Source organism: Rhodanobacter sp. Soil_C_14 (assembly GCF_057657335.1).
Window position 1 is genome coordinate 342926 of the sequence record NZ_JBDGIQ010000002.1, and the last position, 17553, is coordinate 360478.

15 protein-coding genes are annotated in these 17553 nt (G+C 67.0%); 6 read left to right on the forward strand and 9 right to left on the reverse strand.

Annotated elements, in window-relative coordinates; translation table 11 throughout:
• Positions 1 to 4: 4 nt before the first annotated feature.
• Positions 5 to 805 (forward strand): bifunctional hydroxymethylpyrimidine kinase/phosphomethylpyrimidine kinase, encoded by an 801-nt coding sequence (gene thiD, locus AC3A56_RS07160; protein ID WP_487770031.1) that lies wholly within the window; start codon positions 5 to 7, stop codon positions 803 to 805.
• Here the strand turns inward: thiD and ung are convergent.
• The 5 genes from ung to rhlB all read right to left on the reverse strand — a co-directional run bounded on the left by ung (position 751) and on the right by rhlB (position 5984).
• Entirely contained in the window at positions 751 to 1461 is a 711-nt protein-coding gene (gene ung, locus AC3A56_RS07165; RefSeq protein WP_487769827.1) for a uracil-DNA glycosylase, read from the reverse strand. The genes thiD and ung overlap by 55 nt on opposite strands.
• Positions 1458 to 2300 carry a response regulator gene (locus AC3A56_RS07170; protein WP_056717115.1) on the reverse strand — a complete coding sequence of 281 codons (843 nt, stop codon included), beginning with the start codon at positions 2298 to 2300 and terminating at the stop codon, positions 1458 to 1460. The genes ung and AC3A56_RS07170 overlap by 4 nt, the downstream gene beginning before the upstream one ends.
• A 129-nt stretch (positions 2301 to 2429) precedes the next feature.
• Entirely contained in the window at positions 2430 to 3383 is a 954-nt protein-coding gene (gene ftsX / locus AC3A56_RS07175; protein WP_487770032.1) for a permease-like cell division protein FtsX, read from the reverse strand.
• A gap of 23 nt (positions 3384 to 3406) precedes the next feature.
• Entirely contained in the window at positions 3407 to 4084 is a 678-nt protein-coding gene (gene ftsE / locus AC3A56_RS07180; RefSeq protein WP_056717117.1) for a cell division ATP-binding protein FtsE, read from the reverse strand.
• 148 nt (positions 4085 to 4232) lie between these two features.
• Positions 4233 to 5984 (reverse strand): ATP-dependent RNA helicase RhlB, encoded by a 1752-nt coding sequence (rhlB, locus tag AC3A56_RS07185; RefSeq protein ID WP_056717118.1) that lies wholly within the window; start codon positions 5982 to 5984, stop codon positions 4233 to 4235.
• Between the two features lie 554 nt (positions 5985 to 6538).
• On the opposite strand from rhlB, the gene trxA reads away from it, so the two are divergent.
• The 5 genes from trxA (at position 6539) to AC3A56_RS07210 (ending at position 12019) form a co-directional block, all read left to right on the forward strand.
• Positions 6539 to 6865 (forward strand): thioredoxin TrxA, encoded by a 327-nt coding sequence (trxA, locus tag AC3A56_RS07190; RefSeq protein WP_007808139.1) that lies wholly within the window; start codon positions 6539 to 6541, stop codon positions 6863 to 6865.
• A gap of 187 nt (positions 6866 to 7052) precedes the next feature.
• Positions 7053 to 8894, forward strand: a complete 1842-nt coding sequence (gene rho, locus AC3A56_RS07195; RefSeq protein ID WP_487769828.1) for a transcription termination factor Rho — start codon at positions 7053 to 7055, stop codon at positions 8892 to 8894.
• Between the two features lie 71 nt (positions 8895 to 8965).
• Positions 8966 to 10045 carry an acyltransferase family protein gene (locus AC3A56_RS07200; protein ID WP_487769829.1) on the forward strand — a complete coding sequence of 360 codons (1080 nt, stop codon included), beginning with the start codon at positions 8966 to 8968 and terminating at the stop codon, positions 10043 to 10045.
• Positions 10046 to 10194: 149 nt separating this feature from the next.
• On the forward strand, positions 10195 to 11562 hold the full coding sequence (locus AC3A56_RS07205) for a glutamate--cysteine ligase (protein WP_487769830.1): 1368 nt from the start codon (positions 10195 to 10197) through the stop codon (positions 11560 to 11562).
• Between the two features lie 76 nt (positions 11563 to 11638).
• Entirely contained in the window at positions 11639 to 12019 is a 381-nt protein-coding gene (locus AC3A56_RS07210; protein WP_056717122.1) for a tautomerase family protein, read from the forward strand.
• Between the two features lie 26 nt (positions 12020 to 12045).
• On the opposite strand, the gene pyrC is transcribed toward AC3A56_RS07210, so the two are convergent.
• The 4 genes from pyrC to cyoE all read right to left on the reverse strand — a co-directional run bounded on the left by pyrC (position 12046) and on the right by cyoE (position 17553).
• The gene (gene pyrC, locus AC3A56_RS07215; protein WP_487769831.1) at positions 12046 to 13098 is read right to left on the reverse strand and encodes a dihydroorotase; all 1053 of its coding nucleotides are present in this window, start codon (positions 13096 to 13098) and stop codon (positions 12046 to 12048) included.
• Positions 13099 to 13295: 197 nt separating this feature from the next.
• Positions 13296 to 15929: a magnesium-translocating P-type ATPase gene (mgtA, locus tag AC3A56_RS07220; RefSeq protein WP_487769832.1), complete on the reverse strand. Its 2634-nt coding sequence runs from the start codon at positions 15927 to 15929 to the stop codon at positions 13296 to 13298.
• 187 nt (positions 15930 to 16116) lie between these two features.
• Positions 16117 to 16347, reverse strand: a complete 231-nt coding sequence (locus AC3A56_RS07225) for a hypothetical protein (protein WP_056715427.1) — start codon at positions 16345 to 16347, stop codon at positions 16117 to 16119.
• A 303-nt stretch (positions 16348 to 16650) separates the two neighbouring features.
• A complete protein-coding gene (gene cyoE, locus AC3A56_RS07230; RefSeq protein WP_487769833.1) occupies positions 16651 to 17553 on the reverse strand; it encodes a heme o synthase in 903 nt (300 codons plus the stop codon).

A 17553-nucleotide genomic window follows, 5' to 3' on the forward strand; every position in this document is an offset into this window, starting at 1 on the left:
CGGCGTGCTCTCCATCGCCGGCTCCGACTCCTGCGGCGGCGCCGGCATCCAGGCCGATCTGAAGACCTTCGCCGCCTTCGGCGTCGACGGTGCTACCGCCGTGACTGCGGTCACCGCGCAGAACACCAGGGGCATCCGCGCCGTACAGACGATGTCCGCCGCGATGGTTCAGGCGCAACTGGACGCCGTGTTCGACGAGATCGACATCCGCGCCGTGAAGCTGGGCATGCTGGCCAACGCCGATATCGTCGCGGCCGTGGCCGGACAGCTGGAGCGCCGCCGCCCGCCCTTCGTGGTCATCGACCCGGTGCTCATCGCCACCTCGGGCACCCGACTGCTGGACGAGGGCGCGCTGCACCTGCTGCGCTCGCGCCTGCTGCCGCTGGCCGATTGCCTTGCGCCGAACCTGGCCGAAGCGGCCGCATTGCTCGGCACGACGTGTGCTCAAGGCGAGCCGGACATGGAGGCACAAGGCCGCGCCCTGCTCACGCTCGGATCGCGATCGGTGCTGATGAAAGGCGGCCATGCCGCGCTGGCGGAAGCGGTCGACCTGCTGATCACCGCCGAAGGCACGCAGCGCTTCGCCGCGCCGTGGATAGACACCCGCCGTCTGCACGGCACCGGCTGCATGCTCTCGGCGGGCATCGCGGCGGGCGTGGCCCGCGGCCATCCGCTGGCCGATGCCGTTGGTCGCGCGAAAGCCCATGTGCGAGCCGTGCTGGTGGGTCGCCAACACTGGCTGTCTTCATCTCAAGCGACGGGAAGCGAAGCCCGTGGCGGCAGCGACCAGTCGATCGGCGACTGACCGCGGCTTTCCAGATAGCGGTTGGCCGCGGAGAAGTGGCCGCAACCAAGGAAGCCCCGATGGGCTGACAGCGGCGAGGGGTGCACCGACTTCAGCACGCAGTGGCGAGCCTGGTCGATCAGCTGGCCCTTGCGCTGCGCGTAGCTGCCCCACAGCAGGAACACGATCCCTTCGCGCTCGCGGTTGAGCGCATCGATCGCCGCGTCGGTGAAACCTTCCCAGCCTTTGCCCTGGTGCGCGCCGGCGCGGCCCTCTTCCACCGTCAGCACGCTGTTGAGCAGCAGCACGCCGCGGTCGGCCCAGGGCGTCAGGCAGCCATGATCGGGGCGCGCGATGCCGAGGTCGCGCTGGATTTCCTTGAAGATGTTGTCCAGCGACGGCGGCACCCGCACGCCGGGGCGCACCGAGAAACACAGGCCGTGCGCCTGGCCGGGGCCATGGTACGGGTCCTGGCCCAGGATCACCACCCGCACCGCCTCGAACGGCGTATGCGCGAACGCCGAAAACATCTCCGGCCCGGGCGGATAGATGCGCTTGCCGTGATGAATCTCGTCGCGCAGGAAGGCCGCCAGCGCCTGCATGTCCGGACGCTGCAGGTAGTCGCCGACGCGCGCGAGCCACGAGGGTTCCAGCCGGACCTTCGCCGCCTCGCTCATGCCTCGGCCGTGTGCTCGCGCAGGTGCCTGGCCACGCGCAACTGGAACAGCACCTTGGTGATCAGCAATTTTTCCTCGACCGGTTTCTCGACCAGGTCGTTGGCGCCGGACTTGATCAGCGCGGCCTGGTTGGCCGGGTTCTCGTCGCCGGTCATCACCAGCACCGGCAGCCGGCCCTTGCCGTAGCCGAACTCGTTGCGGATGTGCTCGAGCAGGTCGCCGCCGGTCAGTTCGCCCTTCAGGCTGACGTCGGTGAGCACCACGTCGGCGCCCACCTCGCCCTGCGCGCGCGAGGTTTCCATCAGTGCCAGCGCATCTTCCACGCTGACCACGTGACGCACGGTAAGACCGACCTTCTCCAGCATGCGACGGGTGGCCAGTGCCACCACGCGGCTGTCCTCGACGTACAGCACCACGCCCTCGGCGCTGGCGTCCGGACTCACGTAGCCGCGGATGAATTCCGCCAGCGCCTGGAAGCCCAGCGACTTGTCGAAATAGTCGGTGACGTGCTCGCCCAGCGAGCGGCTGTGCAGGCGTCCCTCGACGTCACCGGAAACCACCACGATCGGCACATAGGTCTGCGGCGCCGACTCGCGCACGAAACGCGCCAGTTCCAGTCCGTCCATGTCGGGCAGCCGCAGCGCGATGGTGATGAAATCGAACACGCCCTCGCCCAGCACCTGCTGTGCCTCGGCGCCGCTGCCGCAACCAACCACCTCGACCCCGGGCAGCTCGGCCTGCAGCACCCGGGTGATCAACTGCCGCACCACGCGCGAACCGTCGACCACCAGCACCCGCGGTGCGTCGGTGAGCAGACGGCTGCTGATCTTCGTACTCATTGCTTGGCTCATCCACTTGACCCGTGGCCATCCCCGGCCAGAGAACCTGCAAGCGCATCCCCTGCACAAGCCTGAAAGCGCATAGTGCACCGAATGCCGCCCCCGGCGCTGCGATTCACGTCACCGCTCCTAGCCCGCCTTGCGCAATTGCCAGGCACTGACCAGGCGCGCGCCAAGCCAGCCCAGCGCCGCGGCAACCAGCGGCACCGCCAGCAGCAACCACGCCGGCAGGCCGCCGACCTGCAGCTTGCCGTCATAAGCGTGGCTCAATTGGGCCACCGGTGCGGCCAGCGTCCATTCGATCAGCACCGCCACGCAGACGGCCAGCACGCCGCTGAACAGGCCGTACCAGATTCCCGCATACAGATACGGCCGCCGGATGAAGGCACCGCTGGCGCCGACCAGCAGCAGCACGCCGATCTCCTCGCTGCGACTGGCGATGTCCACCCGCACCGTGTTGCCCACCACCAGCAGGGCGGCCAGGGCCAGCAGCGAGGCCAGCACCAGCACCACGCGATTGCCCACGCCGAGCAGCGCGTCCAGGCGCTGGCGCCAGGTTCCGCTGTCCTGCACCAGTTCGACGCCGCGCATGCCGCGCACATCGACCACCAGTTGTTCCAGCGCCTGCGCCGTGGTGCCGTCGCGCGGCTGCAGTTGCAGCACGTAGGGCAGCGGGTTGTCGTCCAGCGTCTGCAGCGCGCCGGAGAAACCCTGCATCTTCGCCAGTTCGTCCATGCCCTGCTGCGGCGTTTTCACGCTGACCGCGGCCAGCTCGGGCCGGTCGCCGATCTGTTTCGCCAGCAGCTGTGCCTGCGAGGCACTCTGCCCCGGCTGCAGGAACACGCTGATCGACTGGCTCTGGCCCAGCGCCTGGCCGAGCTGCTGCACGTTGCCCAGCAGCAGGTAGAACGCCAGCGGCAAGGCCAGCGCCAGTCCCATCACGGCGATCGTCAGCAGGCTGCCGAGCGGACGCGATGCCAGTCGGCGCAGGCTGGAGCCGGCACTCCAGCGATGGTGTTCCTGCCAGCTGCCGAAACGGCTGCCGCGGCTGTGGCCGTTGCGCTGCGGCGCATCCGCCGCCACCCGCACGGATTCGGAAGACTCGCTCACAACACCTCCTGCGCTGCCAGATCCGCGACCAGCCGGCCATGGTCCAGCACGATCACCCGCTTCTTCATGCGCTTGATCAGCGGCAGGTCGTGGCTGGCGATCAGCACGGTGGTGCCGACCTGCTGGAATTCGTCGAACAGGCCCATGATTTCCACCGCCAGTTGCGGATCGAGGTTGCCGGTGGGTTCGTCGGCGATCAGCAGGCTGGGTCGCGCCACGATGGCGCGGGCGATGCCGACGCGCTGCTGCTCGCCGGTGGACAGCGTGGCCGGCAGCTGCCGTTCGTAGGCGAGCAGGCCAACCTTCTCCAGCGCCGCGCGCACCCGTCGCGCACGCTCGGGCCGGGCGATGCCGCCGATCACCAGCGGCAGCTCGACGTTGGCGAACACGCTGCGATCGAGCAGCAGGCGATGATCCTGGAACACCATGCCCAGGTGCCGGCGCCACTTCGGTATGCCGCTGTGGCGGATCTTCGCCAGGCTCTTGCCGTCCACGCTGATCGTGCCGTGCGATGGCCGTTCGATCAGCCCCAGCAGTTTCAGCAAGGTGCTCTTGCCGGCACCGGAATGTCCGGTGACGAAGGCCATCTCGCCCGTGGGCACCTCGAACGACAACTGCGAGAGCGCCTCGTGGCCACCCTCGTAGCGTTTGCTGACCTGGTCGAATTGGATCACCGAGCGTCCCCGAGCCTGCGTTGCTTCGTATCAACCGCAAGGATAAGGGATGCCGGCATCAAGATGACGTCTTGCCACGCCGATCCGCCGCGGTTGATTCAGAACGCGGCGGATCGGGAGCGGGCCGTCGGCCCGTCCCGGTCGGGCTTCAGCGGCCGGTGAACAATTTCGTCAGGCGGCGGAACAGGCCCGGCTTCTGCGGATGGGCCTGCTCGACGGCCTTGCCCGAGGTCACCGCCACCTGGCGCGAGGGCCGGCTGTGCGCGGGACTCTCGGTGGGCTGGGTGACGTTGCGCTCGCGCGGCGGGCGACGCTCGCCACGCGGGGCGCGATTGCCCTCGGCGACGGCGCCGGTCTGGCCGTTCGTGGCCACGCCGTCGGCCGGCGCACCTTCACGGCGACGATTGCGGCCGCCACGACGACGGCGCGGCTTGCGCGCGCCTTCGGCGGTGACGCTGCCGTCGGCACCGGCGACCGCCTCGGTCCTGTGCACGGCCACGGCCACCGGCTGCTCGCTGGCGACGGCCGTCTCGGTGGCGGGCTTGCGCTCGCGCGGCGGCCGCGACGCGCCGCCGCTGCGGGGACCGCGGCCACGCTCGCCGCCACGGCTGGAATCACTGCCGCGACGGGGCTTCTCGCCCGGACGCGGCGGCACCACGTCGCCGAACTCGGCGCTGTCGGCAGCGGCATTCGCGGCAAACTCGGCATCGACCGCGCGCGGCTTCGGCATCACCAGCAGGTCGGGGTCCATCGAAGCGACGGGGATGCTCTGCCCGATATACGTCTCGATATCCGGCAGCGACATCGCGTACAGGTCGCAGGCGAAGCTGATCGCATCACCCTCGGCACCGAGCCGGGCGGTGCGGCCGATGCGGTGCACGTAATCCTCGGCGTCGTGCGGCAGGTCGTAGTTGAACACGTGGCTGACCGCCGGGATGTGCAGGCCGCGGGCGGCCACGTCGGTGGCGACCAGGATGTCCAGCTGGCCTTCCTGGAAACGCTGCAGCAGCTTCTGCCGCTTCAGCTGCGGCACGTCGCCGGAGATCGCGCCGACGCGGCAGCCGTGGCGCTTCACCCGCTCGGTGATCCGTTCGGCGGCCGCCTTGGTGTTGACGAAAATGATGCTGCGGGCGGGCTGGTGCCTGTCGATCAGGTTCAGCAGCAGCGGCATCTTTTCTTCCTTGGCCGGGAAGTAGACGACCTGGCGCACCTTGTCGGCGGTGACGTTGTCGCTTTCCACCACCAGCTTCTCGGCCTCGTGCATGTGCTCGTAGGCCAGCTCCAGCACGCGATGGCTCAAGGTGGCGGAGAACAGCAGCACCTGGCGCTGCTCGCGCGGCGGCAGCTTGCGGAAGATGAAGCGCACGTCCTTGATGAAGCCGAGGTCGAACATGCGGTCCGCTTCGTCGATCACCATCACCTCGACGCTGTTGAGGTTGAACACGCCCTGCTTGTGGTAGTCGAGCATGCGGCCCGGGGTGGCGATGATGATGTCGCAACCGTCCTTCAGCTGCTGGCGCTGCTTGTCGTAGTCGACGCCGCCGTAGATCAGTGCGGTCTTCAGGCCGGTGTGCTGGCCGATGTTGCGCGCATCCTTGTCGATCTGGATCGCCAGTTCGCGGGTGGGCGCGATGATCAGCGCACGCGGGTCGCTGTCCTTGCGGTCGGCCACGGCGGGCGTGGTCAGCAGGCGGTTCATCAGTGCGACCAGGAAGGCGCAGGTCTTGCCGGTGCCGGTCTGCGCCTGGCCGGCGACGTCGCGACCGGCCAGCGCCAGCGGCAGGGTCATTTCCTGGATCGGCGTGCAGCGGGTGAAGCCGCTGTCGTCCAGGCCTTGCTGCAGCAGCGGATGAAGATCGAAGTTGGTGAAGAAGGTTTCGGTGAGTACGGTTTGGGACATATGGGGAATTCGGGACCTTGGCCTGACGGCGGCGTGATGCGCTGCACCCGTTTCGGCGGCCGAACCTCGGCGCGAAACGGTGCAGGACGGGGTGCGCGATGCGCAGCGAAGCGTTCAATCGTCAGGGTCAACAAGCTGGCGACGCGGAGGAGTCTGCTGGGCAGAGTGCCAGCGGCTGCGGCTACGCAGATTTGGTCAACTTTCCCTCTCCCTTTCGTTGAACAGCTGCGGCTGTTCGCCTCGAACGATCGGAAAACCTGGCCAAATCTGCATTGCCTTGCTCGCTGGACCTCTGCCATCCAGATCCCTGCGACGCCGTCTTTGCCGGCGGTCTGACAGGCGGCCTGGAAGGCCACCCTTGAATCGTGCCCGGAGTTGCGCTGGAATGAAGATCTGCCGCCCCGGCAAGACCTGTTTCCGGCTCAACCCGCGCTTCGTGGGCGCCTGAGTGTAGCCGATGACGGCCCCGCCCGTCGTCACTCCTTGTTTTTCCGCCCCGACCACCCCATTGTTTTCGGCCTGCCAGTTCTGGCCCCCTGCCACGGAGATCCCCGGTGAGCGACCTGATTACCCATGTGAACGACGACGCCTTCGAAGAGCAGGTGCTCAAGTCCGAAACCCCCGTGCTGCTGGACTTCTGGGCGGAATGGTGCGGCCCGTGCAAGGCCATCGCGCCGATGCTGGACGAGCTGGCCAGCCAGTACGAAGGCAAGCTGCGCATCGTCAAGGTCAACATCGACCAGAACCAGCAGACGCCGCGCACCTACGGCGTACGCGGCATCCCGACCCTGATGGTGTTCAAGAACGGCAAGGTCGAGGCGACCCAGATCGGCGCCGTCAGCAAGGGTCAGCTGACCCAGATGATCGACAAGGCCATCTGAGCCACCCGTTGCAGATCCGTCATCCGCAGCCTGTCCGGCACAGCCCGGCAGGCTCGCGAGGCTTTACGCCGAACCACGACGGGTGCTAGATTCCTCGCGTCCGTCGGGACAGTCCTGTCCCCTTGCGCCCTCCGCGCGACGCACACCCTCCCTCCTGTAATTCAACGGCGCCCCGCGAGGATTGCCCGTGTCCGATACCGATAACAAAATTCCGAACGACGCCAAAAGTGTCGACACCAGGCCCGTGGTCGAGGGCAAGCCCGAGCCGCGCGCCCGCGCGCCCCGACGCAGCGCAGCGGCGATTGCCGCGGCGAACGCCGAGAAGGCTGCCGGCGGCGAAAAGGCCGCAGCGCCAGCGCCTGCTCCGGCGCCTGTTCCATCACCTGCACCAGCACCCTCACCCGCACCTGCCCAGGCGAGCCTGCCGATGACCACGACCGAGCCTGCCGCGCCGCGCGCAGCGCAGGAACCGCGCGACAACGCCGGCCAGCAGAACGGCCAGCAGAATGCGCCATCGTCGAACCCGAACCAGGCCGCGAACCAGGGCGGACCGAACCCGGCGCCGGCGCCCGGCGCCAACCCGAATCCGAATGGTGGCCAGAACAATGGCGCCCGCGAAGGTCGTGGCCGCCGCCGGCGCAACGAACGCGGTGACCGCGGCGAGCGCAGCAACCAGCAACAGGGCCGCCCGCAGAACCATCCGCGCCCGAACCCGAACGGCCTGCCGGTGGATGACGACAATGCCGATCCGGGCAGCGACAGCCGCCTGATCAACCTCACCGAACTCAAGCGCATGCGCGCGCCGCAGCTGCTGGAGTTCGCCGAGTCGCTGGGCGTGCACGAAGGCGTCGCCCGCGCCCGCAAGCAGGACGTGATCTTCAACGTGCTCAAGGCGCATGCCCGCTCCGGCGGCGGCATCTGGGCCGAAGGCGTGCTGGAAATCCTGCAGGACGGCTTCGGCTTCCTGCGCTCGGCCGACGAGTCGTACCTGGCCGGCCCCGACGACATCTACGTGTCGCCCAGCCAGATCCGCCGCTTCAACCTGCGCACCGGCGACTACATCACCGGGCGCGTGCGCCACCCGAAGGAAGGCGAACGCTACTTCGCCATGCTGCGCGTCGACGACATCAACGGCGATCCGCCGGAGGCGTCGAAGAACAAGATGCTGTTCGAGAACCTCACCCCGCTGTTCCCGCGCAAGGCGTTCAAGCTGGAGCGCGGCAACGGATCGAGCGAGGACATCACCGGCCGCATCCTCGACCTGATCGCACCGATCGGCAAGGGCCAGCGCGGCCTGATCGTCTCCCAGCCGAAATCCGGCAAGACGATGATGCTGCAGAACATCGCCCAGGCGATCCAGTACAACCACCCCGAATCGCACCTGATCATGCTGCTGATCGACGAGCGTCCGGAGGAAGTCACCGAGATCGCCCGCACCGTGCGCGCCGAGGTCATCAGCTCCACCTTCGACGAGCCGGCCGTGCGCCACGTGCAGGTCGCCGAAATGGTGATCGAGCGGGCCAAGCGCCTGGTCGAGCACAAGAAGGACGTGATCATCCTGCTCGACTCGATCACCCGCCTGGCGCGTGCCTACAACACCGTGATCCCCAGCTCCGGCAAGGTGCTCACCGGCGGTGTGGACGCGAACGCGCTGCAGCGCCCGAAGCGCTTCTTCGGCGCCGCCCGCAACGTCGAGGAAGGCGGCAGCCTGACCATCATCGCCACCGCGCTGACCGAAACCGGCAGCAAGATGGACGAGGTGATCTACGAGGAGTTCAAGGGCACCGGCAATATGGAAGTGCACCTGTCCCGCCGCATCTCCGAGAAGCGCGTCTACCCGGCGATCGACATCAACCGCTCCGGCACCCGCCGCGAGGACCTGCTGATCGAGCCGGACATGCTGGCCAAGATCTGGATCCTGCGCAAACTGCTACACCCGATGGATGAGTTGAGCGCGATGGAATTCATGCTCGACAAGATGAAGAACACCAAGTCCAACGACGAGTTCTTCAATTCCATGAAGCGCTGAAGAACAGGGCCGGCCATGCCGGCCCTGTTTGTTCGTGGCGATGACTTCGGGCGATGCGCGGAGTCATCGACATGGCGGCGAAAAGGATCTTCGTGATCAACCTTCCTCGTTTTTCGCCCTCCGGCGAACATGCCAACAATTTCGACGGGCTGCGGCTGGTCGCCTCGCTGATGGTGCTGGCCTCGCACCAGTTCGTGCTGCTTGGCCTGCATGAGGCCACCCTGGCCGAGGGCATGACGCTCGGCTCGATCGCGGTCGCGATGTTCTTCACCATGAGCGGCTACCTGGTCACCGAGAGCTGGTACCACGACCCGCACATCATGCGTTTCGCCATGCGCCGGTTCCTGCGCATCTGGCCTGCGCTGATCGTCGCCACGCTGGTCATCGTGGTCGCCGCAGCCGCGCTCACCACCTTGCCGCTGCACGACTATTTCGGTCGCGAGACCCGCCGCTTCATCACCTTCAATGCCCAGTTGCGCGCCTACTACACGCTGCCAGGGGTATTCGCCACGGCGCCGGCCAACGCGATCCTGTCGGCGGTCAATGGCAGCTGGTGGACGATACCCCTGGAGGCGAAATGCTATGCCTATGTCGCCGTGCTCGGCGCCATCGGCCTGCGCCGCAGGATCTTCAGCCTGCTCGCGCTGCTCGTGGTCGCGGTGATGTGCGCCAAGACGCTGCCCGGGCACTCGCGTGACAACAGCTTCGACAACCTCTGCTACTTCTACACGGCGTTCTTCTTCGGCGGCGTCTGCGCGCGCCAGTTCGTCGTCGAGATCAGCCGATGGCGCCTGCCGGTGGCCGTGGCCCTGGCAGCCTGCCTGCTGGCCGCCGCCGTGCTGCACCATGCACGACTGGCACAATGGGCCGTGTTGGTGCCGTTCACCCTGTGGTTCGGACACCAAGCCACGCCGGGCCTGCACTCCGCAGCCCGCTTCGGCGACCTGTCCTACGGTGCCTATCTGTACGCCTACTTCGTGCAGCAGCTCAGCGTGCACCTGTGGCCGGCGACGCCTTCATACCCGGCCACGGCAGCCGTGGCCGCCGTCGTCACCCTGATGATGGCATGGTGCTCGTGGCATGCGGTGGAAGCCCCGGCGCTGGCGCTGAAACGGCGACTTCGCGCCTGGTTCCCCGACTCCGCCCATTGACGAGGCCGCGCCAGCGGCAGCTGATCCAGCGCAGGGCGTACCCGCCCGCGTGATGTTCCAATGCGCTGTCCGGCCCGTATGCCACGAGACCCCTTTTCGTCGACATGCGTCGCCCCCATAGTGTCGGCTCCCCCAGCGAGGCCTTGCCCGTGTCCATACCCAGTGCCGTGAAGAGCATCCCGATTGCGGGTCGCCAGCAGCTTGCGGATTACCTTGCGGCGGGCGAGAAGCCGCGCGAAGCCTGGCGCATCGGCACCGAGCACGAGAAATTCGGCTTCCGCACCGACGACCTGCGCCCGCCCACCTTCGAGGGCGATCGCGGCATCAAGGTCCTGCTGGAGACGCTGGCCACCCGTTACGGCTGGGACGTGGCGCGCGAGGGCGAGAACCCGGTCGCCTTGTCGCGCAACGGCGCCTCGATCACGCTGGAGCCGGCCGGCCAGCTGGAACTGTCCGGCGCGATGCTGGAGACGATCCACCAGACCTGCTGCGAGGTGAACTCGCATCTGAAGGACGTGCGCTCGGTCGCCGACGAACTAGGCCTCGGCTTCCTCGGCATGGGCTTCCAGCCCAAGTGGCGCCGCGACGAGATGCCGTGGATGCCCAAGGGCCGCTACAAGATCATGCGCGAATACATGCCCAAGGTCGGCTCGCTGGGCCTGGACATGATGACGCGCACCTGCACGGTGCAGGTGAACCTGGACTTCTCGTCCGAAGCGGACATGATCAGGAAATTCCGCACCAGCCTCGCGCTGCAGCCGATCGCCACCGCGCTGTTCGCCGACTCGCCGTTCACCGAAGGACGTCCAAACGGCTATCTGTCGTATCGCTCGCACATCTGGACCGATACCGACAAGGATCGCACCGGCATGCTCGATTTCGTCTTCGCCGATGGTTTCGGTTACGAACGCTACGTCGACTACATCCTCGACGTGCCGATGTACTTCAGCCTGCAGAACGGCCAGTACCTCGACCTCGCCGGCCAGGATTTCAAGCAATTCATGGCCGGCGAACTGGCCGCCCTGCCCGGCACCCACGCCACCATGAAGGACTTCGCCGACCACCTCACCACGGCCTTCCCGGAAGTGCGCCTGAAGCAGTACCTGGAAATGCGCGGCGCCGACGGCGGTCCGTGGAATCGCCTGTGCGCCTTGCCCGCGTTTTGGGTCGGCCTGCTGTACGACCAGGAAGCGCTGGACGCCGCCTGGGACCTGGTCAGGGACTTTTCCCCGGCAGAGCGCCACGCCCTGCGCGACGGCGTGCCGAAGCACGCGCTGAAGCTGCCATTCCGCGGCGGCACGGTGCGCGACCTGGCCGAGGAAGCGCTGAAGATCGCCGCCCACGGACTCAAGCGCCGCGCCCGCTTGAACAAGAACGGTGCCGACGAAAGCATCTTCCTCGAACCGCTGATCGAAATCGTGCAGGCCAACCAGACCCCGGCCGAGCGCAAGCTCGAACTGTTCCACGGCGCATGGAACGGCAGCGTCGACCCGGTGTTCGGCGAGTTCGCCTACTGAATCACCGACGACATCACAGGCTGAGGTTCGCTGCGTTCAGCCTGACCGTGCCATGCCCGTCTCCACGGAGGAACCCATGCCCCTCGTCCGTATCGCCCTGCGTCGTGGCAAGTCGCCCGCACAGCTAGCCGCCCTGCGCAATGGCATCTACCAGGCCATGCGCGAGACCTTCAACGTGCCGGAAGACGACCGCTTCATCCTGGTCAACCAGCACGACGCGGACGAATTCGACTACGACCCGAACTACCTCGGCATCGCCCGCAGCGACGACCTGGTGATCGTGCAGATCACCTGCAACCAGGGACGCACGGTGGAGCAGAAGCAGGCGCTGTACCGAAGCATCGCGGAGAAATTTTCCGCCGACCCGGGCCTGCGCCCGGAAGACGTGTTCATCAACCTGGTCGAGGTGGCGAAGGAGAACTGGTCGTTCGGCAACGGGATCGCGCAGTACGCGTAAGGTTCGGTGCTGGCGGAAGGATCCACTCAGCGTGGCGTCGTTTCCACCACTGACCAGGCGACTGATTCGCCCGCCCGCATCGGTTTGCAGGTGGAACCGGCCAGCGGGTATTCGTCTGGCACGGTCCATGGCGTGCGTTCGAGCACGACCCGATCCGTATTGCGCGGCAGGCGATAGAAATCCGGGCCGTGGAAACTGGCGAACGCTTCGAGCTGCTCCAGCCGGCCCGCCTGCTCGAACGCCTCGGCATACAGCTCCAGCGCCGCATGCGCCGTGTACAAGCCGGCGCAGCCGCAACCCGTTTCCTTCGCCTCGCGCGGATGCGGCGCGCTGTCCGTGCCCAGGAAAAAGTGCGGATCGCCGCTGGTGGCCGCCTGCAGCAGGGCCGCGCGATGCGTCTCGCGCTTGAGGATCGGCGCACAGTAATTGTGTGGGCGGATGCCGCCTTCGAACAACGCATTGCGATTGAGCAACAGGTGATGCGCGGTGATCGTGGCCGCCACGTTGCTCGGCGCGTTGCTGACGAACTCGGCTGCATCGCGGGTGGTGATGTGTTCCAGCACCATGCGCAGCGCGGGGAAGCGCTCGCGCAGCGGCAACAGGTGACGCTCGATGAACACCCGCTCGCGATCGAAGATGTCGATATCCGGATCGGTGACCTCACCATGCAGCAGCAGCGGCAGATCGTGTTCCTGCATCGCTTCGATCACGCGGTAAACCCGCGACAGCTCGCGCACACCGGAATCGGAATTGGTGGTGGCGCCGGCCGGGTAATACTTCACCGCAAACACGCTGTCGCTAGCCCTGGCCCGCGCGATCTCCTCGACCGGGGTGTTCTCGGTGAGGTACAGCGTCATCAGCGGCTGGAAGCTTGAGCCTTTCGGCAGACTAGCCAGGATGCGGCGGCGGTAGTCATCGGCCTGAGCCACCGTGGTCACCGGCGGCTTGAGGTTCGGCATCACGATGGCGCGAGCGAAACGTTCGGCGGTGTGGCCGATCACCGAGGCCAGCGCTTCGCCGTCGCGGAGGTGGAGGTGCCAGTCGTCGGGGCGGGTGATTTCCAGGCGGGTTGGCGTCATGGCTGGCGGACTCGGTTGTGCTGTCAGAGGGGTAATGGTATCGCGCGGGCGCGATCGGGGCTTTCGTTGTTGGCCGGCCCGTTGTTGGAAGCAGAGCTTTCGCCCTTCGCAGGAGGACGAAAGCTCTTGCTCTGAATGCAACAAGAACACCTCGCGCTGGATGCACGCTTGCCGGATCGCCAGAGCGCAAAGCGAAGTCAGAGCCAGCGGCCATACCGTCGGATGTAGATCAGCTTCATCAGCTGGGTCAGCACGCAGTAGCTGACCAGGGTCAGCGCCAGCCAGGCGAAGTACATCGGTGGCAGCGGCACCATGCCGATCTTCGCGCCCAGCGCGCTGAACGGGATCAGCATGCCGATCACGATGACCGCGATGGTCAGGCCCAGCACCGGCGCGGCGGCGATGCTTTGCACGAACGGGATGCGCCGGGTGCGGATCATGTGCACGATCAGGGTTTGCGACAGCAGGCCCTCGATGAACCAGCCGGACTGGAACAGCGACTGGTGGGCCGTCGTGCTGGCGCCGAAGACGTGCCACATCAGCCAGAACGTGGTGATGTCGAAAATCGAGCTGACCGGGCCGATCCACACCATGAAACGGCCGATGTCGCCGGCATCCCACTTGCGCGGCCGGCTCAGGTATTCCTCGTCCATGCGGTCGAACGGGATCGACAGCTGCGAGATGTCGTACAGCAGGTTCTGCACCAGGATCTGCAGCGGCAGCATCGGCAGAAACGGCAGGAAGGCGCTGGCCACCAGCACGCTGAACACGTTGCCGAAGTTCGAGCTGGCGGTCATCTTGATGTACTTCATGATGTTGCCGAAGGTGACGCGGCCTTCCAGCACGCCCTCCTCCAGCACCATCAGGTTCTTTTCCAGCAGGATGATGTCGGCGGACTCCTTGGCGATGTCGGTGGCGGTGTCCACCGAGATGCCGACGTCGGCGTCGTGCAGCGCCGGTGCGTCGTTGATGCCGTCGCCAAGGAAGCCCACGGTGTGACCGAGCCGCTGCAGCGAGCGCACCACGCGCGCCTTCTGCAGCGGCGACATCTTGGCGAACACGGTGACGCGCGCCACCAGGGTGTCCAGTGCGGGGTCATCCAGCGCCTCAATCTCGCGGCCCTCGACCGAATGGGTGACGTCGAGTCCGACCTCGCGGCAGATCTTGCGTGTTACCGCCTCGTTGTCGCCGGTGATCACCTTGACCTCGACACCGTGCTGGTTGAGTGCGCGGATCGCGGTGGCGGCCGAATCCTTCGGCGGGTCGAGGAAGGCCAGGCAGCCGACCGCGACCAGGCCGCTTTCGTCGGCCACGCCGTAGGGTCGCGCGTGCGCGGATTCGCGCCGCACCGCGACCACCAGCACGCGCAGGCCGTCCTCGTTGAGGCGGTGGGTCATCGCCTTGATTTCGCGGCGGCGCTCGTCGGTCAGCGGCTCGGTGACGTCGCCGGTTTTCGCGAACGCGCAGATCGACAGCATTTCCTCCACCGCGCCCTTGCAGATCAGCACGTGCTCGCCGTCGCCGTCGGCGACCACCACCGACATGCGCCGGCGCTGGAAGTCGAACGGGATTTCGTCGATCACTCGATAGCGCCGGGCCGCCGACTCCAGGTCGCGATGCTCCAGCACGGCCTTGTCCATCAGGTTCTTCAGGCCGGTCTGGAAACGACTGTTGAGGTAGCCATATTCCAGTGCCTCGTCCGACTCCTCGCCGTCGAGGTCGAGATGGCGCTCCAGCACGATCCGGTCCAGGGTCAGTGTGCCCGTCTTGTCGGTGCACAGCACGTCCATCGCGCCGAAGTTCTGGATCGCGTTGAGCCGCTTGACCACCACCTTGCGCCGCGACATCGCCAGCGCACCCTTGGACAGGTTCGCCGTGACGATCAGCGGCAGCATCTCCGGAGTCAGACCCACCGCGACGGATAGGCCGAACAGGAAGGCCTGCAGGAAGCTGCCCTTGTCGATCCAGTTGATCGCGATCACCACCGGCACCATCACCAGCATGAAGCGGATCAGCAGCCAGCTGACCGAGCTCACCCCGCGATCGAAGCTGGTCTGCACGCGCTGGCCCGACATGCTGTGCGCCAGCGAACCCAGGTAGGTCTGCATGCCGGTGGCCACCACCACGGCGGTGGCGGTGCCGCTGACCACGTTGGTGCCCATGTAGCAGACGCTGGCCAGGTCCAGCGGATTGCCGCCGTCGTCGGAATCGACGCGGGCAGGCGTGGGAGCGGACTTCTCCACCGGCAGCGATTCGCCGGTGAGGATCGCCTGGCTGATGAACAGGTCTTTCGCACCGAGCAGGCGCAGGTCAGCGGGCACCATGTCGCCCGCACCCAGGTGGACGATGTCGCCGGCCACCAGCTCGACCACCGGCACCTCGATCTGCTCGCTGTGGCCGTCGGAAGCGCGCCGCGTCACCGTGGCGGTGTTGCGCACCATCGCCTTCAGGCTTTCGGCAGCGCGGGTCGAACGGTATTCCTGGGTGAAGCTCAGCAGCACGCTGATGCCGACCATCACCGCAATGATCAGCGGCCCGGTGAGGTCGCCGCCGTCGGTGAACAGCTGCACGCCGGCCAGCACCAGCAGCACCACGATGAACGGGTTCCTGAAAGCGCGCAGCAGCTGCAGCGTCCAGTGCGGCGGCTTTTCGTGCGACACCTCGTTCGCCCCGTCGCGGTGCAGGCGCGCCTCGATCCGGCTCGCGTCGAGCCCGCCGGTCGAGGTTTCCAGCTCGGCCAGCAAGGCGCTGCTTTCGCGAAACGCGTGCGCGGCCACGACGGCGGTCTTGCCGCCCGGGCGATGGGCAGGCGTGGGAAGGATCTTGCTCATGCTTCGTTTCCGTGGGGCGGAATGCCGATGCGGCGAAGCGCCAGCCGCGTCGGGCCAGCGTCACGTCAACCGGGTTGGCAGGGACTCGGGAGCTCTTGCGGCGGGCGGCGCACGGCGCCCGTTGGCGGCGGCTACGCCGGCCCTGGTGATGGCGGAGGCCACCCCGGATGGCGAATTACGGCCTTCATCAGCGCGCGGCACCGCGGCGGTGATGACGCGAGGATTTCAGGAAGGACGCCGGCTCGCGGCGAGCGGTGCCGCGGCTGTCGGGCGTTGCACAAGCCGTGTCCTCGGTGACCTGCGCTGCCAGGGGCGCGGGCACGGTCACGCTGAACTCGGGCATGGCGGCACCGCCGCGAACGGCTGACGCGCGCCGGCCTGCAAGGTGCAGGCGGAAAAAATCGTGAAGGAGCTTCATCAGCCCATCTCCTCATGACGACGCCGGGGGCGTCCTCAGGAGTGGGCCGGACTTTCCCTAGCGGAAAGCACCAGCCGACCGCAGGCGGTCGCCGCAGGCGTTCAACTTGTTGTTATGCGGCGCCGGCACCCGAAGCGAGCGGATGTCGACGTTGCGACTAGGGTAAACGTCCATATGCCTTGGTTAGTCAGGACAGGAAGCCGGCCGGCGCGAGCGCGCCGGAGGGCGCGCGCATTTTGGTGCGGCGCCGCGCGAGTGTCAATCGAAAAAATCGGCGCCGTCGGGCGAACGGGTGTGAGCCGCTCAGCTCACCTGGAGCACGGTCACCGCCTGCCGCACGATCGGCGCCACCAGCCAGTGGTCGGCCAGCAGGAACGCGAACAGCGCCATCAGGTAGATGATCGAGTAGTTGAACACCTTCATCGAGTACAGCTCGTCGGGCGGGTGCAGCAGGCGCACCGCGTAATACAGGAAGGCGCCGCCCAGCACCACGGCACCACCGAGGTAGACCAGCCCGCTCATCCCCGTCAGCGCAGGCAACAGGGTCACCAGCACCAGCAACACGGTGTAGAACAGGATGTGCCAGCGGGTGAACACCACGCCGTGGGTCACCGGCAGCATCGGTACCTGGGCGCGCGAATAGTCGTCGCGACGGAAGATCGCCAGCGCCCAGAAATGCGGCGGGGTCCACACGAAGATGATCAGGCACAGCTGCAGCGCGTACGGGTGCAGCGCGCCGGTGACCGCGGTCCAGCCCAGCACCGGCGGAATCGCGCCGGCGAGGCCGCCGATCACGATGTTCTGCGGCGAGGCCCGCTTCAGGAAGGCGGTGTAGATCACCGCATAGCCGATCAGTCCGGCAAAGGTCAGCACCGCGGTCAGCGTGTTGACCAGCAGCACCAGCACCACCATTGAGGCGATGCCCAGCAACAGCGCGAAGACGAACACCTGGCGCACGTTGAGGTGACCGGTGGCCAATGGCCGGTGTGCGGTGCGCACCATCAGCTTGTCGATGCGCTGGTCGATCAGCTGGTTGAACGCGGCGGCCGACGAGGACGCCAGCCAGATGCCCAGCGTGCCGAACACCAGCGCCCGCCACGGCGGCATGCCCGGCACGGCGAGGAACATGCCGATCACCGCGCAGAACACCAGCAGGGCGACGATGCGCGGCTTGGTCAGTTGCAGGTACTCGCGAAAAACGCTCAT